The organism is Pseudomonas sp. RP-B7 (assembly GCF_059803535.1).
In genome coordinates this window covers 1-25,652 of sequence record NZ_JAPFHC010000012.1, presented here as the reverse complement: position 1 = coordinate 25,652, position 25,652 = coordinate 1, and the positions used below count along the sequence as shown (strand labels likewise).

At 62.4% G+C, this 25,652-nt stretch carries 30 protein-coding genes; 16 read left to right on the top strand and 14 right to left on the bottom strand.

Annotated features, from left to right (window positions below; genetic code table 11):
- Positions 1-26 precede the first annotated feature (26 nt).
- Entirely contained in the window at positions 27-500 is a 474-nt protein-coding gene (locus OPU96_RS13205) for a cyclic nucleotide-binding domain-containing protein (RefSeq protein WP_226455298.1), read from the top strand.
- Here the strand turns inward: OPU96_RS13205 and OPU96_RS13200 are convergent.
- Positions 497-781, bottom strand: a complete 285-nt coding sequence (locus tag OPU96_RS13200; protein ID WP_017736284.1) for a hypothetical protein — start codon at positions 779-781, stop codon at positions 497-499. The genes OPU96_RS13205 and OPU96_RS13200 overlap by 4 nt on opposite strands.
- Before the next feature lie 78 nt (positions 782-859).
- Here OPU96_RS13200 and OPU96_RS13195 point away from each other — a divergent pair, with 78 nt between their 5' ends.
- The 4 genes from OPU96_RS13195 (at position 860) to OPU96_RS13180 (ending at position 2,993) form a co-directional block, all read left to right on the top strand.
- Positions 860-1,546: a spermidine synthase gene (locus OPU96_RS13195; RefSeq protein WP_305392255.1), complete on the top strand. Its 687-nt coding sequence runs from the start codon at positions 860-862 to the stop codon at positions 1,544-1,546.
- A gap of 59 nt (positions 1,547-1,605) precedes the next feature.
- Positions 1,606-1,980: a YajD family HNH nuclease gene (locus OPU96_RS13190; RefSeq protein WP_003210675.1), complete on the top strand. Its 375-nt coding sequence runs from the start codon at positions 1,606-1,608 to the stop codon at positions 1,978-1,980.
- 187 nt (positions 1,981-2,167) lie between these two features.
- Complete coding sequence (locus tag OPU96_RS13185) at positions 2,168-2,635, top strand: RNA methyltransferase (RefSeq protein WP_014717486.1); 468 nt, start codon at positions 2,168-2,170, stop codon at positions 2,633-2,635.
- A gap of 67 nt (positions 2,636-2,702) precedes the next feature.
- Entirely contained in the window at positions 2,703-2,993 is a 291-nt protein-coding gene (locus tag OPU96_RS13180) for a YgaP family membrane protein (RefSeq protein ID WP_498559182.1), read from the top strand.
- A gap of 146 nt (positions 2,994-3,139) precedes the next feature.
- Here the strand turns inward: OPU96_RS13180 and OPU96_RS13175 are convergent, their stop codons facing one another.
- Positions 3,140-4,360, bottom strand: coding sequence for a hypothetical protein (locus OPU96_RS13175; RefSeq protein ID WP_305392254.1), 1,221 nt, complete (start codon positions 4,358-4,360; stop codon positions 3,140-3,142).
- A 13-nt stretch (positions 4,361-4,373) separates the two neighbouring features.
- Positions 4,374-4,823 (bottom strand): YcgN family cysteine cluster protein, encoded by a 450-nt coding sequence (locus tag OPU96_RS13170; protein ID WP_207044615.1) that lies wholly within the window; start codon positions 4,821-4,823, stop codon positions 4,374-4,376.
- 153 nt (positions 4,824-4,976) lie between these two features.
- Here OPU96_RS13170 and OPU96_RS13165 point away from each other — a divergent pair, with 153 nt between their 5' ends.
- The gene (locus OPU96_RS13165) at positions 4,977-5,561 is read left to right on the top strand and encodes a nitroreductase family protein (RefSeq protein WP_226455294.1); all 585 of its coding nucleotides are present in this window, start codon (positions 4,977-4,979) and stop codon (positions 5,559-5,561) included.
- 141 nt (positions 5,562-5,702) lie between these two features.
- Here OPU96_RS13165 and OPU96_RS13160 read toward each other — a convergent pair whose 3' ends face one another.
- The 5 genes from OPU96_RS13160 to OPU96_RS13140 form a co-directional block, all read right to left on the bottom strand.
- Positions 5,703-6,635: a D-2-hydroxyacid dehydrogenase gene (locus OPU96_RS13160; RefSeq protein WP_305392253.1), complete on the bottom strand. Its 933-nt coding sequence runs from the start codon at positions 6,633-6,635 to the stop codon at positions 5,703-5,705.
- A gap of 107 nt (positions 6,636-6,742) precedes the next feature.
- Positions 6,743-7,036 (bottom strand): YcgL domain-containing protein, encoded by a 294-nt coding sequence (locus OPU96_RS13155; protein ID WP_159962113.1) that lies wholly within the window; start codon positions 7,034-7,036, stop codon positions 6,743-6,745.
- A complete protein-coding gene (rnd, locus tag OPU96_RS13150; protein ID WP_192299130.1) occupies positions 7,033-8,166 on the bottom strand; it encodes a ribonuclease D in 1,134 nt (377 codons plus the stop codon). The genes OPU96_RS13155 and rnd overlap by 4 nt, the downstream gene beginning before the upstream one ends.
- 121 nt (positions 8,167-8,287) lie before the next feature.
- Positions 8,288-8,884 (bottom strand): class I SAM-dependent methyltransferase, encoded by a 597-nt coding sequence (locus OPU96_RS13145; protein WP_226455292.1) that lies wholly within the window; start codon positions 8,882-8,884, stop codon positions 8,288-8,290.
- A 101-nt stretch (positions 8,885-8,985) separates the two neighbouring features.
- Positions 8,986-10,356, bottom strand: a complete 1,371-nt coding sequence (locus OPU96_RS13140) for a glutamine synthetase family protein (RefSeq protein WP_498559181.1) — start codon at positions 10,354-10,356, stop codon at positions 8,986-8,988.
- Positions 10,357-10,672: 316 nt separating this feature from the next.
- Between OPU96_RS13140 and OPU96_RS13135 the strand changes: the two genes are divergently transcribed.
- Positions 10,673-11,512: a cache domain-containing protein gene (locus OPU96_RS13135; protein ID WP_226455290.1), complete on the top strand. Its 840-nt coding sequence runs from the start codon at positions 10,673-10,675 to the stop codon at positions 11,510-11,512.
- 26 nt (positions 11,513-11,538) lie between these two features.
- Here the strand turns inward: OPU96_RS13135 and pobA are convergent, their stop codons facing one another.
- Positions 11,539-12,732, bottom strand: coding sequence for a 4-hydroxybenzoate 3-monooxygenase (pobA, locus tag OPU96_RS13130; RefSeq protein WP_226455289.1), 1,194 nt, complete (start codon positions 12,730-12,732; stop codon positions 11,539-11,541).
- Between the two features lie 180 nt (positions 12,733-12,912).
- On the opposite strand from pobA, the gene OPU96_RS13125 reads away from it, so the two are divergent.
- Positions 12,913-13,791 carry a helix-turn-helix domain-containing protein gene (locus tag OPU96_RS13125; RefSeq protein ID WP_498559180.1) on the top strand — a complete coding sequence of 293 codons (879 nt, stop codon included), beginning with the start codon at positions 12,913-12,915 and terminating at the stop codon, positions 13,789-13,791.
- 68 nt (positions 13,792-13,859) lie between these two features.
- Here OPU96_RS13125 and OPU96_RS13120 read toward each other — a convergent pair whose 3' ends face one another.
- Positions 13,860-14,036, bottom strand: a complete 177-nt coding sequence (locus tag OPU96_RS13120) for a hypothetical protein (RefSeq protein WP_192299136.1) — start codon at positions 14,034-14,036, stop codon at positions 13,860-13,862.
- A gap of 100 nt (positions 14,037-14,136) precedes the next feature.
- Positions 14,137-15,042, bottom strand: coding sequence for a LysR family transcriptional regulator (locus OPU96_RS13115; RefSeq protein ID WP_498559179.1), 906 nt, complete (start codon positions 15,040-15,042; stop codon positions 14,137-14,139).
- 107 nt (positions 15,043-15,149) lie between these two features.
- Between OPU96_RS13115 and OPU96_RS13110 the strand changes: the two genes are divergently transcribed.
- The gene (locus tag OPU96_RS13110; protein ID WP_498559178.1) at positions 15,150-16,016 is read left to right on the top strand and encodes an MBL fold metallo-hydrolase; all 867 of its coding nucleotides are present in this window, start codon (positions 15,150-15,152) and stop codon (positions 16,014-16,016) included.
- Between the two features lie 34 nt (positions 16,017-16,050).
- Positions 16,051-16,665 (top strand): NAD(P)-dependent oxidoreductase, encoded by a 615-nt coding sequence (locus OPU96_RS13105; RefSeq protein WP_498559177.1) that lies wholly within the window; start codon positions 16,051-16,053, stop codon positions 16,663-16,665.
- Positions 16,666-16,802: 137 nt separating this feature from the next.
- Here OPU96_RS13105 and OPU96_RS13100 read toward each other — a convergent pair whose 3' ends face one another.
- Positions 16,803-17,675 carry a LysR substrate-binding domain-containing protein gene (locus OPU96_RS13100; RefSeq protein ID WP_498559176.1) on the bottom strand — a complete coding sequence of 291 codons (873 nt, stop codon included), beginning with the start codon at positions 17,673-17,675 and terminating at the stop codon, positions 16,803-16,805.
- A gap of 112 nt (positions 17,676-17,787) precedes the next feature.
- On the opposite strand from OPU96_RS13100, the gene OPU96_RS13095 reads away from it, so the two are divergent.
- The 4 genes from OPU96_RS13095 to OPU96_RS13080 all read left to right on the top strand — a co-directional run bounded on the left by OPU96_RS13095 (position 17,788) and on the right by OPU96_RS13080 (position 23,353).
- The gene (locus OPU96_RS13095; protein WP_498559175.1) at positions 17,788-19,413 is read left to right on the top strand and encodes a 5-guanidino-2-oxopentanoate decarboxylase; all 1,626 of its coding nucleotides are present in this window, start codon (positions 17,788-17,790) and stop codon (positions 19,411-19,413) included.
- On the top strand, positions 19,410-20,840 hold the full coding sequence (locus OPU96_RS13090) for an aldehyde dehydrogenase family protein (protein ID WP_498559174.1): 1,431 nt from the start codon (positions 19,410-19,412) through the stop codon (positions 20,838-20,840). Before OPU96_RS13095 ends, OPU96_RS13090 begins: the two co-directional genes overlap by 4 nt.
- 252 nt (positions 20,841-21,092) lie before the next feature.
- Positions 21,093-22,280, top strand: a complete 1,188-nt coding sequence (locus tag OPU96_RS13085) for a cyanate transporter (RefSeq protein WP_226455282.1) — start codon at positions 21,093-21,095, stop codon at positions 22,278-22,280.
- A 137-nt stretch (positions 22,281-22,417) separates the two neighbouring features.
- Entirely contained in the window at positions 22,418-23,353 is a 936-nt protein-coding gene (locus OPU96_RS13080) for a LysR family transcriptional regulator (RefSeq protein ID WP_192299144.1), read from the top strand.
- A gap of 47 nt (positions 23,354-23,400) precedes the next feature.
- Here the strand turns inward: OPU96_RS13080 and OPU96_RS13075 are convergent, their stop codons facing one another.
- On the bottom strand, positions 23,401-23,763 hold the full coding sequence (locus OPU96_RS13075; RefSeq protein WP_226455281.1) for a 5-carboxymethyl-2-hydroxymuconate Delta-isomerase: 363 nt from the start codon (positions 23,761-23,763) through the stop codon (positions 23,401-23,403).
- A 55-nt stretch (positions 23,764-23,818) separates the two neighbouring features.
- The gene (locus OPU96_RS13070; RefSeq protein ID WP_192299146.1) at positions 23,819-24,742 is read right to left on the bottom strand and encodes a LysR substrate-binding domain-containing protein; all 924 of its coding nucleotides are present in this window, start codon (positions 24,740-24,742) and stop codon (positions 23,819-23,821) included.
- A 128-nt stretch (positions 24,743-24,870) separates the two neighbouring features.
- Here OPU96_RS13070 and OPU96_RS13065 point away from each other — a divergent pair, with 128 nt between their 5' ends.
- Positions 24,871-25,047 carry a hypothetical protein gene (locus OPU96_RS13065; protein WP_226455280.1) on the top strand — a complete coding sequence of 59 codons (177 nt, stop codon included), beginning with the start codon at positions 24,871-24,873 and terminating at the stop codon, positions 25,045-25,047.
- A 135-nt stretch (positions 25,048-25,182) separates the two neighbouring features.
- On the top strand, positions 25,183-25,575 hold the full coding sequence (locus OPU96_RS13060) for a VOC family protein (RefSeq protein WP_226455279.1): 393 nt from the start codon (positions 25,183-25,185) through the stop codon (positions 25,573-25,575).
- Positions 25,576-25,652: the final 77 nt, after the last annotated feature.

Here is a 25,652-nt window from a genome sequence, read left to right as displayed (position 1 = left end):
AAGATTGACGGACCAATACCTACGCCATGCCAGAACCGACCTTACTCAACAATGCAATCCGCGACATGCTCATGGACTGCGGCCTGTTCGACCCCTTGTTGCCGGAAGATTTTCACATCGCCGCCGGCTACTTCAACATCAGCAGCATGGCCCGGGACGAGGTGATCTTCCTCGAAGGCGATGCCGGCACCTTCATGTGCATCCTCCACAGCGGCCAGGTGGCCGTGCAGAAAGCCAACCCCAGCGGCCAGCGCGTGACCATCGCCACCCTGCGCAGCGGGCGGGCGTTTGGCGAAATGGCCGTGCTCGATGGCGAGCGACGTTCCGCCAGTTGTGTGGCCGCTTCGGAGTGTGTGCTGTTGAACCTGGGCAAGGATTCCTTGGAGAAAATGCTCAATGACGCGCCCAGGGTCGCGGCCAAGATTATCCGCGCCATCGCCATTGCCCTGTCCAAGCGCCTGCGCATGGCCGACGGGCAATTGCTCTCCCAGCAGTTTTAACCGCCCGGGGTCTTCGGTTTGCTGTCGTTCTGCTGCAAGCCGGGCACCGTCTGGTCTTTTGGCGGCGTCGGCAACACGATCGGCACCAGCGCGGGGGAACCGTTAGCCGTGGCCTTGGGCGCGACCGGCGGGGTGACCTGCGGATACAACGTCGGCGTGGGCGTGCCCGGTGCGCCTGGGGTTGGCGCCGGCGCAACCGGTACGGTTTGCAACTCCTGAGCCTGCGCCGCACCCAATGTGAGCGCGCTCAACACAATGACCGTTAGAATGCTGCACTTCATCGATGGCTCCATGGCCTGACCGGAATGTCGTAAGGCTACTCCCAACCGCGCAAGAATGCCCTTCCCAATGAGATTTCCATGAAACGTTTCGTTCTGCTGGACACCACCCCGATCCCCGACAACGGCGGTGCCTTGTGCCTGTTCGAATACGGCGAGGATTTTGTGATCAAGATCCAGGGCGGTGACGGCGGCCAACTGATGAACACGCGCATGCATGGCTCCGAAGACGCGCTGGCGGAGATTCCTTGCCGCAAGGTCGCCGGGCGCCCGGATTCACGGGTGCTGATCGGCGGCCTGGGCATGGGCTTTACCCTGGCCTCGGCGCTCAAGCATTTGGGCAAGACCGCCGAGGTGGTGGTCGCTGAATTGGTGCCCGGCGTGGTGGAGTGGAACCGTGGCCCACTGGGGGAGAAATCCGGCCGGCCGTTGCTGGACCCGCGCACGGTGATCCGCATGGAAGACGTGGCCAAGGTGCTGCAGGCCGAGCCGCAGGGCTTTGACGCGATCATGCTCGACGTCGACAACGGCCCCGAAGGCCTCACCCAACGCGCCAACAGCTGGCTGTACTCCGCCGGCGGCCTGGCGGCCTGCGCCAAGGCCCTGCGGCCCAAGGGCGTACTGGCGGTGTGGTCGGCAAGTGCCGACAAGCTGTTCAGCGATAAACTGCGCAAGGCCGGCTTCAAGGCCGAAGAGGTGCAGGTGTTCGCCCACGGCAACAAAGGCACGCGGCACACCATCTGGATCGCCGAAAAGCTCAAGGGCTAAATGCGCCGTGAACGGCTAGAATCAAGCCTTACCGTGACCACCAAAATATAGGAGCCATGATGAGCTCAACCAACCCGCCCTCCCACACCGCCAAGCTGGACCGCATCCTCGCCGATGCCCAGCGCGACCGGGAAATGGGCTATCGCGACAAAGCGTTGAAGATGTACCCCCACGTGTGCGGCCGCTGCGCCCGTGAATTCGCCGGCAAGCGCCTGAGCGAACTGACCGTGCATCACCGTAACCATAACCATGATGACAACCCCCAGGATGGCTCCAACTGGGAATTGCTGTGCCTGTATTGCCACGACAATGAACACTCGCGGTACACCGACCAGCAGTATTTCGGCGAAGGCTCCACCAGCAGCCCGACGATTGCCAAGGCGACGCACAACCCGTTTGCGGCGTTGGCGGGGCTGATGAAGAAGGACGACTGATAGTCCTGTGTTGTCGGTACTGGCCGCTTCGCGAGCAAGCCCGCTCCCACATTTGACTGTATTCACAAATAGACATCTGTGAACCCAATCCAATGTGGGAGCGGGCTTGCTCGCGAAAGCAATGGCCCAAGCACCACAGCCCTCAGCACCGTATAATCGCGTTTTTTCCGCCAAGGCACCCTTCCCCGTGGGCAATAAACGCTACAGCTGCATCGGTCTGTATAACCCCAAATCCCCCGAAAACGTCGGCTCGGTCATGCGCGCCGCCGGCTGCTACGGCGTGGCCTCGGTGTTCTACACCGGCGTGCGTTACGAGCGCGCGCGGGACTTCATCACCGACACCAAGAAGGTCCACCACGACATTCCGCTGATCGGCATCGATGACCTGAAAAAGATCCTGCCCCTGGGCTGCATCCCGGTCGCCGTTGAGCTGGTGGACGGCGCCCGCCCGCTGCCCGAATACACCCACCCCGACCGTGCGCTGTACATCTTCGGCCCCGAGGACGGTTCTCTCGACAAAGAGATCCGCGACTGGTGTGAAGACGTGGTCTACATCCCGACCACCGGCTGCATGAACCTCGCCGCCACCGTCAATGTGGTGCTTTACGACCGCCTGGCCAAGGGCAACAACACCCGCTCGGGCCCCAAATACTGATTTTGCGGGAACATCCGGCGCCTGCCGGCAGTCAGCTACGTATCACTCGCCTTGTTGGAGACAGATCATGAACGACAGCAAAAACGTGCACGGCTTGGAACGCATCGGCTCCGTGGCCGGTGGCGTGATGATGGTAGGCAAAGGCCTGCGCCGTGGCGGGATTTTTGGCCTGATCCAGGTGGCGATTGGCGGCGTTGTGCTGGCCCGTGGGGTAACTGGGCACAGTTCGCTCAAGGACAAGCTGGAGCAGGGCCGGCAGGAGATGAACACCATTCGTACAAAGATCGAACGCGTGGGAACCGAGTTGAAAAACCTCAAGACCCCGGCTGAAGTGGCTGCGGAAAAACCCACTGTCTGAACACGATCTATCAAATGTTGGAGATCCAATTGTGGGAGCGGGCTTGCTCGCGAAAGCGGTGGTTCAGCCAATACAACTGGCACAGATAGACCGCTATCGCAGGCAAGCCAGCTCCCACATTGATCGTTGCCACATTGGGTTCAGCGTCAACGCAGTAATTTGCTGTCCAGCACTACCGACCCTTCGCCGATCACGCTTTCAGCCAGCTGCACAAACTCCGCTGTGGTAATGCTGTTGGCCCGCATCACCGCCTGGGCCAGGTCATCCAGCGAGCGCTTGTTGTGGGTCTTCACCCGAATCTCGCGATCCAGCTCCTGCAACACCACCACCGCCCGCGACACCGTCGCCCCGCTGACATGCTCGCCGCGCAGCGACGTCACGTCCTTGCCCTCCTTCACCAACCGCGCCTGGATCGCCTGATAACGCTCATCGGTAATCCCCCCGGCACGCCGTACCAGTTCGATGGCGTAGTACTCCGCCAACCCTTCGCTGATCCAGTCGCTGGTGTCGTGATCATTGAAGCGCCCAATCGCCTGCACCACTTCGCGGATCAACGGGCTGCTGCCGCTCTCGCTGACCAGCGGCGTGCGGCTGTTGAGGTAGATCGAATCGCGCGCGGCAAACGCGCCGCGGCGCATCGGGTCGCTGGCGCCGACCACCAGCAGCTTGGCTGGATGGCGTGGGAACGCCGCTTCCACTTGCGGCCAGACGAACGTCAGCAACGTCAGCACATCCATGCGGCGCATGGCCTGGCCCTTGGGCGAAGCCACGGTGACCTCGGTTTCGCCCAGGCGCACGCGGCGGCTGCCAAGGGTGCCGGCAAGCATCCAGCCGGTGGGCCGGTCGAACAGGCGCGAGACGTTGTCGATGCGGAATTTGTTTTTGCCGATACGCGGCCAGGCGGTCTCGACGCTTTTCCAGCCGGCGGGCAATTCGAAGGTCAGGCGCGAGACCAACTCGACGCCGTCCTGCTGGTCGAGCCGCGCAGTGGGCACCAGGTCTTCGCCGCGAAACAGCGCCCAGCCTGGGGTCATGCGCGCTTCGTAGATCCCGGCCTTGCGTGCATGGCTCAGGCGTACGCGGTAGGTCAGGCTGACTTTGTCGGCGCCGGGCTGCCACACACCCCGCTGGCCTTTGACGCGCCATTGGCCGTCGGCCTTGAAGTCGCTGTAGTCGCCGTCACGGCCCAGGTCAAAGTCCAGGCTGCGCACCGCCGAACCCTGGGACAGGCTCACCCGCACTTCGGCCTGATCGCTCTGGGGCAGCAACTTGACGTGATAATCCAGATCGACTTTCTTCGCGCACCACCCCGGCCCGCTCAGCGCCAGCAACACCAGGGTGGTGGCCAGCTTGGCTGCGATCGTCATAGCGACTCCTTTATCAGCCTGCGCGGAAGATCAGGTAATCCTCCCAGTCGTCTTCGGGCACACTGCCTTCGGCGAGCATGCGCCCGGACTGGGAAATACGTTCGTGGTGCACCGCGTCACGGTCGCCGCAGACCAGGTGGTGCCACAGCGGCAGATCCTTGCGCTCGCTGACCAGGCGGTAGCCGCAGGTCGGCGGCAGCCATTTGAACTGGTCGGCCTGCCCGGGCGTGAGCTGGATGCAATCGGGCACCGAGTCGCGGCGGTTGGGGTAGTCGGTGCACTGGCAGGTTTTCAGGTCGAGCAGTTTGCAGGCGATGCGCGTGTAATAGACGCTGTTGTCGTCTTCGTCCTCAAGCTTTTGCAGGCAGCACAGGCCACAGCCGTCGCACAACGACTCCCACTCCTCCTGATCGAGGTGTTCAAGGGTTTTGCGTATCCAGAAAGGTTCGACTTTGGCGGCCATGGCTCTACATCAGTATCGGTAGGTGAAAAGGCCGCCAGTCTAGTGCCCAAGCCCTCGGGAACCAAGCGCTTACGACTGGCGGTGTAACAACACTTGTCAGTCTAGTGACCGCGCAGTAGCTTTGAACGCCGAATTGACCCTCAGGAACCGCCCATGACACGTGTTGCCGATTACCCGATCCACCCCCAGTTCACCGACCGCTGGTCGCCCCGCGCCTTTACCGGCGAGAGCATCCCACAGGAAACCCTGCTGAGCTTTTTCGAAGCTGCGCGCTGGGCGCCATCGGCCTACAACTCGCAGCCATGGCGCTTTCTCTATGCACGCCGCGATACGCCGGACTGGGAACGTTTCCTCGGCCTGCTGAATGAGTTCAACCGTGGTTGGGCGCAACACGCCTCGGCGCTGGTGATCATTGCCTCGAAGACCGACTTCACCGCCCCCGGCGCCAGCGAAGAAACCCCAGCGCTGTGGCACACCTTCGACACCGGTTCGGCCTGGGGCCACCTAGCGTTGCAAGCCAGCCTCAGCGGCTGGCACACCCACGGTATGGCCGGTTTCGATCAGGAGCTGACGCGCAAAGAGCTGAAGATTCCAGAAGGTTATGCGCTGCATGCCGCCGTGGCGGTGGGCAAGTTGGGCGACAAATCGACCTTGCCGGAATACCTGCAAGGCCGTGAAGTGCCGAGCCCACGTCGACCGTTGAGCGAGCTGGTTTCCGAAGGCGATTTCAGCCTCTGAAGCTGAGGCAATACCCCATGTGGGAGCGGGCTTGTGTGGGAGCGGGCTTGCTCGCGAATACGGTGGGTCAGCCAACTCATCAGGCGACTGACACACCGCATTCGCGAGCAAGCCCGCTCCCACATTTTTTACTGCGTGGTGTCAGTAGCCGCGGGCGAAATCCACTTCGCCGCGCAACGCTTGCTTGGCTTGATACGCCCGCACGTTCTGCAAGAACAACTCCACCATCAACTGCGGTGACGTCGGCGCCGAGCTGTGCCCGGTCAGCAACAGCCCCCAGGCGGTCCAGAACGGGTGGCGTTGCGGCAATGGTTCCTGGCGGCACACGTCGATCACCGCGCCAGCCAAGTGCCCTTCCTTCAGCGCTTCGACCAAGTCGGCATCGACCACAGCAACACCGCGCCCAACGTTGATAAACAAACCAGTCGGCTTGAATTGCTTGAACAGCGCCGCGTCGTACAAATCATGGGTGCTCGGCGTGTTCGGCAGCAGGTTGATCACATAGTCCACCTCGCCCACCAAGCGGCCCAACTGATCCAGACCGGCCACTTCGATAAACGGCGCCTGCTCGCGCGCAGTGCTGGCAATGCCGTACAGCTTGACGCCAAACGGCACCAGGAACTGCGCAACGCTCTGGCCGATATCGCCGGTGCCGACGATCAGCACCTTACGCCCCGCCAGGCTCTGGCCCGTGCGGCTGTCCCACTTGCGTTCCACTTGGCTGACCAAGCGCGCCAGCACTTCGCGCTCATGGCCGAGCATGTAGGTGAGGACAAACTCAGCCATGACCTGGCCATAAATGCCCACTGCGCGGGTCAGGCGATAGTCGCGGGTCAGGCCGTCGGCCAGCAGCGGCGTGATGCCGGCCCAGGTCGATTGCAGCCACTGCGGTTGATGGCCTTGGCGCAACAGGGTGGCCAGTAGATCGGGCTGGCCCAGCCATACCGGGCAATCGGCGGCCAGGCGGGACAATTCGGCCGAGTCGCCGCTGGTCAACACCTCAAGGTCGGGTGCCGCTTCGCCCAGCAATTGGGCGTAGAGCGGGTGATCCTGTTCAGCAATCAGAACACGCATGCTTAAAACCTTTCAAAAACAGTGCAGACGGCCGCCCGCATCCTTACGGCCACCGCCCACCAATACGATTGCATTGAAAAATGTGCCCGGAAGGGGGCACTGACCGATCACATCGGGTCGTTACGGCGCAGCAGTTCTTCGGGCAAGTGCTCGATGTACTCGTCCTCGGGCGGCGGCATTTGCAGGTGGTAGCCCTGCTTGTCGAGGTTTTCCAGGACCTGGGCGATGTCTTCCTGTTGCAGCTTGCGCTCAGGGGTCAGCACCAGGTTGAACGCGTGCACCGGCTTGCCGAACACCGCGAGCAGGCCTTCGGGCACACGTTCCAGCACGTCGCTTTTAAGCACGTAAAGGTACATGCCGGCGCGTTTGGGGCTGCGGTAGATGGAGCAAATACGTTTCAAGGCTGTTCTCCGGCAGTGGCCAGGCTGTCGAGCAGCGCCTGGCCCATCAACTCGCGGCGCCAGCCACGCAGCGAGTCTGGCAATTGGTAAGGCCCATCGGGGTAGCCACTTTTGACCAGGGCTTCGAGGGTTTTCTTGCGCAGCATCAGTTCCGGCGCCATGTTCAGGCGTTCGGCTTCGGCCTGGCCCAGGGCACGCAGTTGCTTGATCAGCGCGGCGGCGTCCACCGGCAAGGGCTCGGCGACGGCGGGCGGCCACTGGTCAGCGGGCACACTGCCGGCACGTTTGATCAGGTCCAGCAGGAACTGGCCATCCTGACGCACGGTGCGCGGGTGCATGTCTTCGATCTTGCCCAGGGCGGCGAGGTTATCCGGCTGGGTCTTGGCCAGGGGCCACAGCGAGTGTTCGCGAATAATGCGGTTGCGCGGCAGGTCGCGGGCACGCGCCTGCTGTTCGCGCCAGGCGCACAGCTCACGTAATACCGCGAGTTGCGCGCGGGACAGTTTCCACGCCAGCTTGGCGTCGCGGTACACCTCGTAGGGGTCGACTTCGCGGCGCAGGTTGGCCACCAGCTCGGCGCCGTCGTCCAATACCCAGGCGTATTTGTCGTCGGACAGCTGCGGACGCAGGCGGATGTAGACCTGCGCCAAGTGCAACGCGTCTTCGGCGGCGTAGCTGATCTGCGTCTCGGACAACGGCCGCTGCAGCCAGTCCGAGCGGGTTTCGCCCTTGGGCAGCTCAATGTCCAGCACGGCCTGCACCAGGCGCGAATAGCCCATGGAGAAACCGAGGTTCAGGTAAGCGGCCGCCAATTGCGTATCGAACAACGGCACCGGCAGGCTGCCGGTCAGGCGCAGCAGCACTTCGAGGTCTTCGCTGCACGCGTGCACCACCTTGATCACCGCCGGGTTTTCCAGCAAGGCGGCCAAGGGTTGCCAGTTGTCGATGGTCAGGGGATCGATCAGGTAAGCGCGTACGCCATCACCAATCTGGATCAGCCCGGCGATGGGATAAAAGGTGTCGACCCGCATGAATTCGGTGTCGAGGGCGACGAATGGCAACTGCTGCCATTCGGCGCAATGCTGGCCGAGGCTATCGTTGTCGCAGATCCAGTGAATATCGATGGCCACACGGCTCTCCCTTGAAGAATGGCGCGCAGTATATATCGCGAAAGGGCATTGCGAGCATCCGCAATGCGTGCGCCACACGAAAACTCCCACAAGAGATAAAGAATAGTCCGATGAACGGGAGTTATCCTGCCTTACGCAGCACGTAGACCCGCCACAGCTTGGAGCCCGGCACGAATTCCTGGTGGTTGAGCACCTCGAAACCGGCCTGGCGAAACTCCGGCTCCACCGCCACCGCCGAATTGACCGAAACAATCACCGTGTCGCGACTGACCCGGTAAAACTCGCGCAGCAGCGCCAGGCGCCCGTCACTGCCGGGGACATGCCGAAACAGCTCCAGGCAGAAAATGCAGTCCACCGCGTTCGCGGACAGGCCGATGGAAAACGCCGAGCCCTGGAACGTCTTGATCCGCTTGAGCAATGCCGGGTGATGACCGCGGGCGTGGTCGAGCATGTCCTGGGAATTATCCGAGGCCAGGATCACGCGGTTGACGTGCTCGGCCAACACCGGCCAGAAGCGCCCCGAACCACACGCCAGATCCAGAATCAGCCCCGGCTCGCCCGCCGCGTTCAGTGCATGACGCACCAGCCGCTGCACACGCCAGGCCGCCAGGCGCTGCAGCAGCCCGGGCGGACGCGTATCGCCGCAGACCCGCGCGTGCTCACGGCCACAGCGCTCGGCGAATTCGATCTCGATGGAGGATGGAGGTTGTGGCGACATCGCGAGCTCATGTAAGTGAAACGGGAGTGAACGACCTTGATTCGCAGCTTAACCACTGCAACGTGAAAAAAAGGTTGAAACCATCACTACCGTCGACTTGTTCAGGCCTGATGCAGATACCAGCGCCAATCCTGCGCGCCGACCTCGCCCATGAACTGGCGGTATTCCGCACGTTTTACCGCCAGGTACACGCCGAGGAACTCACGGCCAAACGCTTCTCGCGCCCAGCTTGAGCCTTCCAGCGCACGCAGGGTGGTCAGCCAGTCAGTGGGCAGCAACTCCTTGGCCTGGGCATAGCCATTGCCTTCCACCGGCGCGCCGGGGTCGCGTTGTTCGCGGATACCTCGATGGATGCCGGCCAGGATCGCAGCAGCAGCCAGGTAGGGGTTGGCGTCGGCACCGCAGATGCGGTGTTCGATGTGCCGGGATGGGGCCGGGCCACCAGGTACACGCAGGCTGACGGTGCGGTTGTCGACCCCCCAGGTGGCGGCCAGTGGCGCATAGCTGTTGCTCTGGAAACGCCGGTAGGAGTTGGCGTTGGGGCAAAACAGCAGCAGCGAATCGAGCAAAGTACTTAGCATGCCGCCCACCGCCTGGCGCAGCAGCGGCGTGCCGTCGGCAGCCTCACTGGCGAACAGGTTGTTGCCCGCTGCGTCTGCCAGGCTGACGTGCATGTGCATGCCGGTGCCGGCGAGGTCGTCGAACGGCTTGGCCATGAAGCAGGCGGTCATCCCGTGCTTGTGCGCCACGCCCTTGACCAGGCGCTTGTAGCGCACCGCCTCATCCATCGCTTGCAGGGCGTCGGCGCGGTGCTCCAGGGTGATCTCGACTTGGCCCGGGGCGTATTCGGAGATCGCCGTACGTGCCGGGATGCCTTGCAATTTGCAGGCGCTATAGAGGTCAGCGAGAAACGGTTCGATCTGTTCCAGCTCGCGCAGGCCGTAGACCTGGGTCGAACGTGGGCGGCCGCCGTCCATGTCCCGTGCCGGTTGCGGGCGGCCATGGCTGTCGGGTTGCTGGTCCAGCAGGTAGAACTCCAGCTCCGCCGCCATCACCGGGTAATAACCGTCGGCCTTGAGCCCGTCGATCACCCTGGCCAGCAAGTGCCGGGGGTCGGCCACCGTGGCGGGCAGGCCTTCGCTTGGGTGCATGCTGACTTGCACCGCCGCCGTCGGGATCAACCGCCATGGCATGCGCTGCAGGCTGCCACTGAGGGGGTAGGCGCGACAGTCAATATCGCCCACGTCCCAGACCAGCCCGGAGTCCTCTACGTCGTCGCCATTGATGGTCAGGCCGAGGATGGTGCTGGGCAGCGGCCGGCCGCTGGCGTACACCGCCAGCAGTTCATCGCGGTGCAGGAGCTTGCCACGTGGCACGCCATTGTTGTCGAGGATAAACAGTTCGAACATCTCGATGTCCGGGTGCTGGTCCAGAAAGGTCTGGGCTTCGTGCAGGCAGGCGAAATCGCTCATGGGCATTCTCATACGTTTGTGTCGGACAGGCGCGCAGGAGCACGCCCTACAGGGGGTGGATCAACGTAGGAGAAAGACGTCTGGTGGGCGTGCGTGCCGGCAGTGGAACAGTGCCCAGAAAGCCAGCTCGGGGAGCGTATCGGCGGAACCGTCCATGGGCGATCACAGTGAGGTCGATGCCCGGCAGCGTCACACGCCGGCATAGGTGAATAAATTCAGGCTTGGCGGAGTTTGGGTGCAACTTGGCTAAACATTCGACGCCTTGGACTACAGCCGTCTACGCTCTTGGCACATCAACAAGAACGAGGAACGGACCATGAAGGCACTGCGCCACATCACCTGGCTGCTGTTGTTGTGTTTCAGCCAGGTGCACGCTGCAACGACTCAGGACGAGGACGCTCAAGCCGCCAAGGCACTGCTGGAAAAAGCCTTGGCGTATTACCAGAGCAACGGTGACAAGGCCTTCGCCGCGTTCAGCCGCCAAGGCGAATTCATCGACAAGGACCGCTACGTGTTCGTGCTCGACACCAAAGGCGTGCTGCTGGCCAGCGGCGGCCCCTCCTCCGCCTTGATCGGCCGTGATGTCAGTGAGGTGCTTGGGCCCGAGCTGCGCCAATCGTTCAAGGACGCCCTCAACGTGCCCGAAAGCCAAGGCATCCAGCAGGCCGACTATCGCTGGCAGAACTGGAACGACGGCAAAGTGGAACACAAGCATGTGTTCTATCAGCGCGTCGGCGAGCGCATCCTCGCGGTCGGCTACTACCTGCCAAGGGCCACTCCGGAACAGGCGCGTGCCCTGCGCAACAAGGCCGTGAACGCACTGGTCAAGGACGAAGCCGGCACACTGAAAGCGATCAATTCGTTGCAAGGCGGCTTTCTGCAGGATGACCTGTACGTGTTTGTGGTCGACCTCAATACCGAGCGCTACGTGGCCCACGGCACCACCCTGCGGTTGATCAACACCGACTTCGGCAAGATCAAGGACCCGGACGGCAAGCCGGTGGGCGAGCCGATCCTCAAGCTGATGGCCGAGCAGGACCAGGGTGAGTACAAGTACCGCTGGAAAAACCCGGTGACCGGCAAGGTCGAGAACAAGCATGCGTACTTGCGCAAGAGCGGGCATTACATGGTCGCAGTGGGTTACTACAGCCCCTGAAACCACCTACAGGCGTTGCAGGGGGGTTAGTCGATGGTTTCGTAGGGTAGGCCTACGTAGTTTTCGGCAATGGTCCTACGCCCCGCCTCGGAGTGGATGAAGTAATCAAGCTCACTCTCGGCAATCCGCTGGCTGAAGCCATCCGCCTCTGGAAACTGGTGCAGCATCGAGGTCATCCACCAGGAAAACCGCTCGGCCTTCCACACCCGGCGCAGGCAGATCGCCGAGTAGTTTTCCAATAGGTCCACACGTCCTTCGCGGTACACCTTGAGCAAGATCCGCAACAGCGTGTTCACATCGCTGGCCGCCAGGTTCAAGCCCTTGGCGCCGGTGGGCGGCACGATGTGCGCGGCATCGCCGAGCAGGAACAGGCGCCCGTATTGCATCGGCTCGACCACGAAACTGCGCAGCGGCGCGATGCTTTTCTCGATGGACGGCCCGGTCACCAACTGCGCGGCCAGGTCGCCTGGCAGGCGGGTCTTCAGTTCATCCCAGAAGCGTGCGTCCGACCATTCATCCAACGGCTCTTGCACCGGCACTTGCAAGTAATAACGACTGCGCGTGGGCGAGCGCATGCTGCATAGGGCAAAGCCACGCGGGTGCTTGGCGTACACCAGCTCGGCGTGTACCGGCGGCGTGTCGGCGAGGATGCCGAGCCAGCCGAAGGGATACACACGTTCGAAGATTTTCAGCGACTCTTGCGGAATCGACTGACGGGCAACACCGTGGAATCCATCGCAACCGGCGATGTAGTCGCACTCCAGGCGATAGGGTTCGCCCTGGTGTTCGAAGGTCAGCCAGGGTTGATCACTTTTCAGCGCGTGCGGCTGCACATGGCTGGCTTCGTAGAAGGTGGTGGCGCCGGCAGCGACGCGGGCGGCCATGAGGTCGCGGGTCACTTCGGTCTGGCCGTAGACCATCACCGACTGGCCGCCGGTCAAGCCCTTGAGGTCGATATGGCTGAGCTTGCCGTTCAGCGCCAGTTCGAAGCCGTCATGCACCAACCCTTCGGCGTCCATGCGCTGGCTCACGCCCGCCTCGCGCAGCAGGTCGACCATGCCTTGTTCCAGCACCCCGGCACGGATGCGGCCACGCACATAGTCGGCGCTCTGGCGCTCTACGATCAGGGTCTGGATACCGGCGTTGTGCAACAGTTGGCCGAGCAACAGCCCGGAAGGTCCGGCGCCGATGATGGCGACTTGGGTTTTCAGGATTTTCATTATTTTTATCGCCTGCGTATTCCACTCGAACGGATAGAGTGAAAGAGTTGTCATTGATCTTGTTGCTGGCATTTTTAACTTGAGTGGCTGGCATAAGAAGGTGAAAACTGAGCCAAAACCTGCGTTTTTCGCCAATCGGGGCGATTACCGCACCACTGTCCTGAGTGTCGGATTGAAACCATGACCAAAACCGCGATTCCGGTCTTCAAGCTTTACGGGGAAAACCAGCAATGGCCGACCCCCGATTTGTTGCACTGCGAAACCATTTCCCGACGCAGCCGGGAATACCAGTGGGAAATCCAGCCCCACCGGCACGCGGATCTGTGCCAATTGCTGTACGTGCATAAAGGCCAGGCACAACTGGAAATCGAAGGCCTGCGCAGTACCCTCAACGAAGCGACATTGCAGGTGCTGCCGCCGCTGTGTGTGCACGGGTTCCGGTTTGCCGAGGATGTCGAGGGTTATGTGGTGACACTGGCGGCGCCACTGGTCAATCACTTGCAGACGCAACTGGGCGGCACGATGGACGGTTTGCAGGCGCTGGGCAGTTACCCGGCGGGCAAGGACAGTGGCTATCTCAACAGCCAGTTCGCCCGCCTGCAGGACGAATACGCCAACGAACAACCGTCACGGGACATGATGATGCACGCCCTGGTCAGCGTGCTGCTGGTGTGGATCAGCCGCCAGGCGATTCAGCGTCGCCATCCGCGCGCGCCGCGCGGGCGCGAGTACTTTCGGCGCTTTACCCAACTGGTCGAGCAGCATTACCGCGAACATCCAAAGATTGAGGACTTGGCCCACAAGTTGGGTATCTCGGTCTCACACCTGAATGGGACGTGTCGGGAACTGGGCGGGAAACCGGCATTGCAGATCATGCATGACCGCCAGTTGCTGGAGGCCAAACGCCTGCTGACCTACACCAGCATGACCATCAATGAAATGTCGGAAGTGCTGGGTTTTTCCGACCCGACCAACTTCTCCCGACTGTTTCGCCGACGGGTCGGCTTTTCACCCAAGGCGTTTCGCGAGCAGCTCAAGGCTGAGACAACACCGAACTAAACAGTGGGAACAGGTCTATGTGAGAGCGGGCTTGCCCGCTCCCACATGGAATCTCCAGCGGACGGGTTCTAGCGCAAGGCGCTGAAACTGCCGGTGTGGGGGACACATTGGTCCTGATGGCAACTGATCGCAAAGCTCGGTTGCATACGGGTTTGCTCGACGCGGTAGGCGGCAGTCCCGTACAGCGCGCTGGCCAATGCGCTAAGGGTGAAAATCATCAGGTACTTTCTGGTTTTGATGCTCATGGCACAGACCTCTGAGCGGATCTACACAGTGCTGTTTAAAGCATAGGCCAGCCCGGGCAAGTTGCCATTATTGGCGCCTATTCAGTCTGTTTATATCGACTCAGAGCCCCTCGTCCCAAAGAGGTGTTTGGGGAAACCTCGACACCAGGAAATCCAACAGGCTGCGCAGCGCCGACGGCATGTGCTTGCGTGACGCGTATACCGCATAGATGTGCATTTGCCGGGGCTCGGCCGCGGGCAGCAGACGCACCAGTTCGCCACGGCGGATGTAATCGCCGGCCTGGTAGCTGGGCAACATGCCCACCCCCGCCCCGGCCAGGGTCACGCGCAATAAGGTACTGGCCTCGTTGGCCGTGATGTTGCCGTGCACCGGCACCGAAACGTGTTCGCCGCCCTCTTCGAAATGCCACAGGCTTTTGCCGAAATAGGAATGGGTGAGGCAGTTGTGCCGCGCCAGGTCCTCGACTTTCTGCGGCGCCGGATGCTCCAGCAGGTACGCCGGGGTGGCACACACCACCGAGCGGCAAACCGTCAGGCGTCGGGCGATCAGGTTGGGGTCCAGGTCAGTGCTGGTGCGGATGGCCAGGTCGATGCGCTCATCCACCAGGTTCACCGTGCGATCGAGCATTTGCAGGTCCACCGTCACCAGCGGGTAGCGCTTGACGTACTCGGCGATCGCCTCGGCCAATTGCGCCTGGCCGAACGAGGTGCTCACGCTCAGGCGCAGCAGGCCACGGGGCGCATCATCGGGTTCACTGACGGCGGCTTGCATGTCGCAGCTCAGCTCCAGCAATTGCCGGCAACGGGGCAGGGTTTCGCTGCCGGCCGCCGTCAGGCTTAGTTTGCGCGTGGTGCGGTGCAGCAGGCGCGCGCCGACCCAATCTTCCAGCTCGGCCAGGTAACGCGAGACCACCGGGCGTGACAGGTCCAGGTGGTCGGCGGCGGCAGACTGGCTACCCAGGTCCACCACCGTGACAAACACGCGCATTGCTTGAAGCCGATCCATGATTTGCCCGCTTTTAGAAACAAACTATGTCCCAGCATCGCATTTTTAGTTGGGTTTGGTGCAACTAAGCTCTGTGCATCCTTTGAATCGACTGCTGGAGCTGCCCGATGTTGTCCACCCTCAAACGCTTGACCCTGGCGACCGCCGCCCTGGCCTTCGCCGCGCACGCCGCCGCAGCCGACCTGACCCTTGAGGTGTACAACCCAGGCGAAGCCGCGATCTTCCCGGTCAGCTCGGTGCTGGTCAGCGGCGCCAAGGACGCGATCCTGGTGGACGCGCAATTCGGCAAGGCCCAGGCCGAGCAGCTTGTGCAGAAGATTCGCGCCAGCGGCAAGCACTTGACCACTATCTACATCAGCCACGGCGACCCGGACTACTACTTCGGCCTCGACACCCTCACCACTGCATTCCCCGATGCCAAGGTGCTCGCGCCGCAACCAGTGGTCGACCACATCAAGGCCACCGTGGCCGGCAAGCTGGAATTCTGGGGCCCGAAAATGGGCGCCGACAAGCCGGCTAAAACCATCGTGCCGGACGTGCTGCCAGGTCATAGCCTGAGCCTCGAAGGCCAGCAACTGGAAGTCATCGGCCTGGACGGCGCGCAGCCGGACCGCAGCTTTGTGTGGATCCCTTCAATCAAGGCCGTGGTCGGTGGCGTGGTGGTCGCCGAGAACATTCACCTGTGGATGGCCGACACCCAGAGTGCCCAGTCCCACAAAGACTGGCTGGCGACCCTGCAGCGCATCCAACAGCTCAAGCCACGCAGCGTGATCCCGGGCCACTACCTCGGTACGCCGACCCTGAAATCGGTGGCGTTCACTGCCGACTACATCAAGGCCTTCGACATCGAAACCGCCAAGGCCAAAGACTCCGCCGCGCTGATCGCGGCCATGAAAAAGCGTTACCCGTCCCTCGCCGACGAAAGCTCGCTGGAACTGAGCGCCAAAGTCGCCAAGGGCGAAATGAAGTGGTGAATGGTTTTAACCCCCTGACTGACTGGAGAAGATCATGAGCAAGATTGCAATCATTGGTGCTACCGGCCGTGCGGGTAGCCAACTGCTGGAAGAAGCGTTGCGTCGTGGGCACAGTGTCACCGCCATCGCGCGTAATACCGACAAGATCGCCGCGCGCCCTGGCGTCACGGTCAAGCAGGCCGATGCGCTGGACGCCCAGGCCCTGCAGGCAGCGGTCAGCGGCAACGATGTGGTGATCAGCGCGGCACACTTCGCCACCCTGCCCGCCAGGGCGGTGATCGGGCCGGTGAAAAAAGCCGGGGTCAAACGCCTGCTGGTGGTGGGCGGCGCGGGTTCGTTGTTGCTGCCGGATGGCAGCCGTGTGATTGACAGCCCGGGCTTTCCGGCCGAGTACAAGGCTGAGGCCAGTGCCGGCGCTGAATTTCTGGCTGCGCTGCGTCAGGAGCAGGAACTGGATTGGACCTTCCTGTCGCCGTCGGCGGAGTTCGTGGAGACCGAGCGCACCGGCCAGTTCCGTGTGGGTCAGGATGATTTGCTGGTGAGCAGTGAAGGTCGTAGCTGGATCAGTTTTGCGGACTACGCGATTGCGTTGATCGATGAAGTTGAATCGCCAAAACACTCGCGCCAACGTTTCACTGTGGGCTACTGACACAACGCGGTAAAACCTGTGGGCGCTGGTTTATGTGGGAGCGGGCTTGCCCGCGATAGCGGTGGGTCAGCGACATCTGTGTTGACTGACAGGCCGCCTTCGCGGGCAAGCCCGCTCCCACAATTGGATCTGCGGTGTCAGGACGATTGTGCCTGGCTGACCAACCAATCCATTAACGCTTCAAGCCCTTGCGACGGCACCGTCCCAGGCGGATACACCAGGTAATACCCCATCCCCGTCGGCACCCTCAGCGCAAACGGCATCGCCAATCGTCCCGCCTTCACATCCTCGCCAATCAACGCGCTGTCGCCAATCGCCACGCCCGAGCCTTGGGACGCCACGGTCATCGCCAGATCCAGCGTTTCGAAATGATGCCCCTGGGCCAGGTTGCTCAAGCGGGTGTTTGCCGCGCTCAACCACAACGCCCAATCCCGTTCGTCCCGCGTGGGGTGCAGCAGCACCTGTCGCTGCAGATCCGCCGGGCTGTGCAAGTCGCCGAGCAGCGTGGGCGCGCAGACCGGGGTGAGTTGTTCATCGAACAAATGCCGCGCCTCGGCCGGCTGCTCGGCGATGGGCGCATAGATCAGCGCCGCGTCGAACTGCTCGCGGCGAAAGTCCACGGTGTAGGCCACGGTGGTGGTGAGCTCCACCGGAACCTGCGGGCGCTCCTTTTGCCATTGCATCAGGCGCGGCAGCAACCAACGCATCACACAGGTGGAAGCCTTGAGTTGCAGGGTATGGCGACGGCCGCCGATCTGCTCCACCGCTTCACCGATCAGGCCGAATACCTGTTGCACCCGCAGTGACCATTCGCGGCCCTCGTCGGTAAGGCTCAAGCCACGCGCCTGGCGCTGGAACAGCGTGTAGCCCAGATGACTTTCCAGCCCGGCGATCTGTCGGCTGACAGCGCCTTGGGTGATGTGCAATTGCTCGGCGGCGCGGGTGAAGTTGCAGCACTGGGCGGTGACCCAGAAGGTGTGCAACGCGGGCAACGGCGGAAGGCGTTTCATTGGAGGCGCAGCCATGACGTGGAGACATGGCTAGTATGACTTTTTATCGATTGTTGCCGCTACCGGCCAGCCGCTCCAATACCGCCTCGAATCCATAACAAGAGCGACCTCAATGGCAACCTGCGGCGAAGTATTGGTCAACCTCCTCGAAGGCTATGGCGTGGACCAGGTGTTCGGCATCCCAGGCGTGCACACCGTGGAGTTGTATCGCGGCCTGGCCCGTTCCAGCATCCGCCACGTCACCCCGCGCCATGAACAGGGCGCCGGTTTCATGGCCGACGGCTACGCACGCACCAGCGGCAAGCCCGGCGTGTGTTTCATCATCACCGGCCCCGGCATGACCAACATCACCACTGCGATGGGCCAGGCGTATGCCGACTCGATCCCGATGCTGGTGATTTCCAGCGTGCAATCGCGCAGCCAGCTGGGCGGCGGGCGCGGCAAGTTGCACGAGTTGCCGAACCAGGGCGCGATGATGGCCGGCGTGGCGGCGTTCTCCCATACCTTGATGTCGGCAGCCGAGTTGCCCGGCGTATTGGCGCGGGCGTTCGCGCTGTTCCAGGCCGGGCGACCGCGGCCGGTACACATCGAGATTCCGCTGGATGTGTTGGTGGAAAACGCCGACGCCCTGCTCGGCAGCGAGCCGGTCAGCGTGGCGCGTGCCGGGGCGGCGCCGGCGGCGGTCAAGCAGATGAGCCAGTTGCTGGCGGCGGCCAAGCGCCCGTTGATCCTGGCCGGTGGCGGTGCCATCGATGCGGCCCCCGAACTGACCCGGTTGGCAGACGCGCTGGGCGCGCCGGTGGCCTTGACCATCAACGCCAAAGGCATGCTGCCTTCGACTCACCCACTGCTGATCGGCTCGACCCAGACCCTGCTCGCCACCCGCGCCCTGGTCGCCGAAGCGGATGTGGTGCTGGCCATCGGCACCGAGCTGGCCGAGACCGACTACGACGTCACCTTCGCCGGCGGTTTCAAGATTCCCGGCGCCCTGCTGCGCATCGACATCGACGCCGACCAGACGGTGCGCAACTACCCGCCGCAAGTGGCGCTGGTGGCCGACGCACAGATCGCCGCCGAGGCGCTGCTGAGCGAGCTGAACCGCCAACCACTGCCCCCACGCGAGGCCCACTGGGGCGCACCACGCGTTGCCCGGTTGCGGGCCGAACTGGCGCCCACCTGGGACGCCGCCACCCGCGCGCAAACCCTATTCCTCGACACCGTCCTGCAAGAACTGCCCGATGCCGTCATCGTCGGCGACTCCACCCAACCGGTGTACAGCGCCAACCTCACCTTGAACCTCGACCACCCGCGCCGTTGGTTCAATTCGTCCACCGGCTACGGCACCCTGGGCTACGCCCTGCCCGCCGCGATCGGCGCCTGGCTGGGACGTGGCACCGGGCAACCGGTGGTGTGCCTGATCGGTGACGGCGGCGTGCAATTCACCCTGCCGGAACTGGCCAGTGCGGTGGAGGCACGCACGCCGATCATCGTGCTGCTGTGGAACAACCAGGGCTACGAAGAGATCAAGAAATACATGCTCAACCGCGCCATCGAACCCGTCGGCGTAGACATCTACACCCCCGACTTCATCGGCGTGGCCAAGGCACTGGGCTGCGCCGCCGAGAGCATCCAGGGCATCACGCAATTGCGCGCCGCCTTGCGCGCGGCCGTTGATCGCCAGGGGCCGACGCTGATTGAAATCGACCAGGGACTTTGGATGCAGGAGGTGGCGGTATGAACGGCGTGTTTATCAACGGCGAATGGCTGGCCGGTAGCGAGATGCTGGAGGTGATCAACCCGGCCACCGAGGCGGTGTTGGCGCACGTCAGCGTGGGCAATGCCGCGGCGGTAACGCGGGCGGTGGACGCGGCCAGTGCGGCATTCGGCGACTGGTCGAAAAGCACTGGCAGGGATCGCGGCGCACTGTTGCGCAAGGTCGCCAAAGGTGTGGCCGAGCAGCGCGAACCGCTGATGCAGTTGCAATCGAGCAACAACGGCAAACCGCTGTTTGAGGCGGGTATCGACGTGGACGACGTGATCGCCACCTTCGAGTACTACGCCACGATTGCCGAGGACATGGACGCAGGGCAGGACCGTCCGGTCGAGTTGCCCACCACGGATTTCAGCGCACGCTTGCGCCGCGAACCGTGCGGCGTGGTGGGGCTGATTGTGCCGTGGAATTTTCCGATGGTGACCACCGCCTGGAAACTCGCGCCGGCCCTAGCCGCCGGCTGCTGCGTGGTGCTCAAACCGTCGGAGGTCACGCCGTTGGCCGAGCTGCAACTGGCGCGGATCATCGCCGCTGCGGGCTTCCCGGCGGGCGTGTTCAACCTGGTCTGCGGCACCGGCCTGGCGGTGGGTGCGCCACTGGCAGCGGACCGGCGCGTGGCGAAGATTTCCTTCACCGGCAGCAATGCCGTGGGGGTGCAGGTGATGCAGCGCGCGGCCGAAACCATCAAGGGCGTAAGCCTGGAATTGGGCGGCAAATCTTCGCTGCTGGTACTGGCCGATGCCGACCTCGACCTCGCCGTGGAGTTGGCGTGCGGCGGTGGCTTTTTCAACGCGGGGCAGATCTGTTCGGCGACCAGCCGCGTGCTGGTGGCCGACAATTTGGCCGACGAATTCCTACGCCGTTTGCAGCTGCGCGCTCAAGGCATCCGCGTGGCAGATCCGTTTGCCGACGAGGTGGAAATGGGTGCGCTGATCAACCGTGCGCAATACCAGCGCGTACTCGGGCACATCAGACGCGGTATCGAGGACGGCGCGCGGTTAGTGTGCGGCGGTGAGCGTCCGGCGCAACTGACCCAGGGCTTTTTCATCCGGCCGACGGTGTTTACCGATGTGCCCTTGGATAGCGCGTTGTGGAACGAAGAGATCTTCGGCCCGGTGCTGTGTGTCAGACGCTTTGCCACTGAAGCCGAGGCAATCGCCTTGGCCAACGACAGCGATTTCGGGCTGGTGGCCAGTGTGGTCAGCAGTGATGCCGAAGCCGCCGCGCGCGTGGCCAATGCGTTGCAGGCTGGGCTGGTGTGGATCAATGCACCGCAGGTGATCTTCCCGCAGACGGCGTGGGGCGGTTACAAGCAGAGCAGCATCGGCCGCGAGCTGGGGCCGTGGGGGTTGGCGGCGTTTCAGGAGGTCAAGCATGTGATCAGGCCCACCTGACACTGAAGTTCGCCTGTCGGCGCGAGATTGTGTGGGAGCGGGCTTGCTCGCGAATGCAGTGTGTCAGTCGCTGAAGGTATTGACTGATACACCGCTTTCGCGAGCAAGCCCGCTCCCACACAAGCCAGTTTCCGCATTTAGAGAGGTGGTGTGTCAGCGACCTGCATTTTTTCAATAGCGCCTGCGACTTTCTGATTTGCCCCCCTGCCCCGCCCGTGGCCTGATTCGCCCTTGTTCACTCAAGGCAGGCCCATGGAAAACGTTCACGCAAAACCCACCACCGCCGTTTGGCTGATGATCAGCGTGGTGCTGGTCGCCCTTAACCTGCGCCCCTCAATGGCGGCGGTCGGCCCGTTGTTGTCGTCGATACGCGGCGAGGTGCCGTTGAGTTTCAGCAGCGCCGCCTTGCTGACTATGTTGCCGGTGATGGCCATGGGGCTGGCGATGTTTTTTGGCATGGGCGTGGCCAAGCGCATTGGCGAGCACCGCAGCATTGTGTGGTCGCTGGTGGTGATTGGCGTGGCGACGCTGTCGCGGTTGTTTTTGGATTCGGCGCTGGAGTTGATCGTCAGCGCGATTGCCGCCGGGGTCGGGATCGCCTTGATCCAGGCGTTGATGCCGGCGCTGATCAAGTCGCGCTTCAGCGATAACGTCTCGCTGTTCATGGGCTTATACGTCACTGCGATCATGGGCGGCGCGGCATTGGCGGCGTCGTTCGCGCCGTTCGTGCAGGTGCAGACCGGCAGCTGGCGCATCGGCCTGGCCGTGTGGGCGCTGCTCGCGCTGCTGGCCCTGGTGTGCTGGTACACACAGCGCGCAGCATTGCCGCCATTACCCCACGCCGCTGCCGGCACGCAGGAGTCGTTTTTCGGCAACCGCCGCGCCTGGCTGCTGGCGGTATTTTTTGGGCTCGGTACAGCGTCCTACACCTGTGTACTGGCGTGGCTGGCGCCGTACTACGTGGAGCAAGGCTGGAGTGAACAGAACGCCGGTTTGCTCCTGGGTTTTCTGACGGCGATGGAAGTGGTTTCCGGCTTGGTCACCCCGGCTATCGCCAACCGTCGCCAGGATAAACGCGGTGTGGTCGCCGTGTTGCTGGTGCTGATCATCCTGGGTTTCTGCGGCCTGATCCTCAGCCCCCAACACCTGAGCCTGCTGTGGCCGTGCCTGCTCGGCCTGGGCATCGGCGGGCTGTTCCCGATGAGCCTGATCCTGTCGCTAGACCATCTGCACAACCCGCGCCGCGCCGGCGGCCTGACTGCGTTTGTGCAAGGCGTGGGCTACCTGATTGCGGGCTTGTCGCCGCTGATCGCCGGGATGATCCGCGACCAGTTGGGCAGCTTCGAATGGGCTTGGTGGTCGCTGACAGCGGTAGTGGTGGTGATGCTGCTGATCGTCACGCGCTTCGACCCCAGGCATTACGCCCGCCATATCCGCTGACGTCGTGTTGCCAACAGTATTTGTCTCACGCCAAACATAGAAACGCCCTACAGAGCTTTCTAATGGTACGGCCGTTCCGTTAAGCTTTTGCGCTGTCTTGTACTGAGTTCGGTACAACGGGTTTACGGACGAAACCGATGTTAAACAGTAACTTGCTCAGAAAGCTCGATATGCAGGACTTGATGGTGTTTATCGCCGTCTACGACCAGAGCAGCGTTACCGACGTGTCCGAAACACTCTTCGTCAGCCAGTCCACCGTGAGCTACAGCCTGAAGAAACTGCGCACCAGTTTTGAAGATGAGCTGTTTATCAACACGCGGGCGGGCATGCGTCCGACGTACAAGGCCACCAGCATGTATGGCCATGTGCAGAAGATCCTTGAAAGCATCAACCTGTGCCACGCCGGTGGCCAGGCGTTTGATCCGACGCAAAAGGCGGTGACCTTCAATGTGTGTGCTCCGGAGTATTTCGAGCAGTTGATCCTGCCGCGCCTGCTGAAGAACTTCGACCGCGCCGACCTGCCGGTGATCGTCAATGTGCAGAAACTGGAAACCGACATCCCGGCCGACGACCTGCGCGAAGGCCGCCTGGATCTGGTGATCTGCTTCGGCCCGCACTTTCACCGCGCCCACAAAGACTTCAAGACCCAGATGCTGCTGGAAGACGACCTGGTGTGCGTATTCGACAAGCGCTCGGCGCCGAAAGAGCCGGCGTTCAGCCTGCAATCCTTCATCGAACGGCGCCATGTGTTCCCCACGCCGTGGACCTCCGACACCAACATGATCGACGGCTGGCTCGCGCGCCAGGCCCACAAGCGCCAAGTGATTGCCCGCGCCAACAGCTATAGTGCCGCGCTGAAGATGATCACCGGCACTGACTTTATCGTCACCCTGCCGCGCCGCGTGCAGAAACTGCTGGCCCCCGCCACTGTGTTTGGCCACTGCGAGGCGCCCAACGGGTTGCCGGGGTTCACCCTGGATATGCAATGGAACGAAACCAGTGAGCAGGACAGTGCCAATACGTGGTTTCGTGAGCAGGTGGTGAAAGTCTGCGCTGACCAGGGCTTGCTATAACGCTTTGCGGTGAGGGAGCTTGCTCCCTCGCCACAAGGGGTTGTGGGTCAGCCGATGGCGACTTTGCTGTAGGAATCGCGATCTATATCCAGCAGTTCGACGCTCAATTGAACCTGCACGCCTTCAGGCCAAACGCTGAGCTCCTGCAACACAGCCAGCAGGCTTTCCGAGAGTTGCTTCTTGGCCTGGGGCGAACGCCCACTGAGCAATGCCAGGCGCACCGCAACAAACCCACGCTCGTTCAGGCCGGTGCCGACACGGAAATTCTCGACCTTGCACGCACGGCTTTTGATGTCGAACTCGGCGCCGAACTGACCGGAGGCCACCAACGCATGGTTCAGGCGCAACAAGGCCTTGTCGGTGTCCAGTTGCGTCAGGTTGGCGGTGTATTCCAGGTGCAGGTGCGGCATGGGTGTCTCCGAGGCTAACGTAGGAAGATTTCTAGATATATCACGGATAAACGCCTCAGGCTTGGGTTGCCAGGCCGCGGTCACTCATAAACGCTTCCAGTCGTGAACGCACCCAGCGCTCGGCCGGGTCGGTGTCCACGTGGCTGAGCCAGACCATGGACAAATCCAGGGTTGGCGTCTCGAACGGAAACGGCTCGCAGAACAGGTTGCCCGACACGGCCATGGCCTCGGCGGTGTAGTCCGGCAGGCTGGCGATCAGGTCGGTGCCGGCCAGCAGCGCCGGCAATGCGCTGTATTGCGGCACCGATAACACCACCTGGCGCTTGCGGCCGATCTCTGCCAGCCACTCATCGGCAAACCCGGAGACATTGGCGGTGTGGGACACCAGCACATGGGGCCGTGAGCAATATTCATCGAGGGTCAGCGGTGTGTCGGACGCGTCGGCGCGCAGGATACGCGGGCGGATATGGCGCAGCAGTTTGCGCTTGGCATTGGCCGGCAGGCCACGGGTCTGGGTGATGCCCACGGTGATATCGCCAGACGCGAGCAGATCGGGGATGCGCCAGTAGTCGACGTGCTGCACCACGAACACCACCTTCGGCGCTTCGCTGCGCAGGCTGCGCAGCAAAGGCGGCAGCAGGCCGAACTCGACATCGTCGGACAGGCCGATACGAAAGGTCATGGAACTGATCGAGGGGTCGAAATCGTGGGTCAGGCTCAAGGCTGACGACAGCGAATCCAACGCCGGCGACAAGTGCTGGATGATTTCCTCGGCGCGCGCGGTGGGCTCCATGCGATGACCGACGCGAATGAACAGCGGATCGTTGAACAATGTGCGCAGACGGTTGAGCGCCGAACTGATGGTGGGCTGGCCAAGAAACAACTTCTCCGCGACCCGCGTGACGTTGCGCTCCAGCATCAGTGCTTCGAAGACCACCATCAGGTTGATGTCGGCCTTGCGTAATTCATTGCGATTCATCGGCGCCTGCCCTTTCCCCACGACAAGCCGCAGTGTAGGAAGCCCGCGGGGCTGCGTCTATGTGCACACTGTTCATCCGGCGGCTTTGGGACTATAAATCAGCGTTTGAAGGTCGCGGGAACACCATCGTGTGGGTCATTATCGCCTTGGCCATTGTCGTGGCCGGGCTCTGTATCTGGGTTGTTCAGTTCATCGCCTCCCCCACCGTGAGGACGCTACTGCGCGTGTTCATCGGTTTGTGCCTGGCGGCGGTGATCGCCTTTGTGGTGCTGGCGGCGGGGTTTCCGACGTCGTTGCTGGTGTAGTGCCCTTTTTGTCTGCTTGTGGAATGGATGCCCTGCTGTGATAAAACCAACCCTCTGCCTCGCCTCACTGCTGTTGATCGCCAGCTACCGCCCAGGGCTGCTACCTCTGCCCACTACCGACAAGGACCGCCAACCATGAAATTTGCCTACACCATCATCTACGTGCCCGACGTGGCCGCCTCCCTGGAATTTTTCGAAAAAGCCTTCGGCTTCAGTCGCCGTTTCCTGCATGAATCCGGCACGTATGGCGAGCTGGAAACTGGCGAGACCACGCTCTCGTTCGCTGCCCATGAACTGGGGGAGATGAATTTCCCGGGCGGCCATGTGCAGGCGCATGCCTCCAAGCAGCCCTTGGGCATGGAGGTGGGGTTTGTGACTGAAGACGTGCTCGTCGCCCATGCCAAGGCCCTTGAACACGGCGCGACCGAACTGTCGGCGCCGAGCGCCAAGCCGTGGGGGCAAGTGGTGTCGTATGTGCGTTGTCCGGATGGGACGCTAGTGGAGTTGTGCACACCTATCCAAGGCTGAACATAGAAACCCTGTGGGAGCGGGCTTGCTCGCGAAGGCGGTGGGTCAGTTGAACCATCTGTAACTGACACACCGCC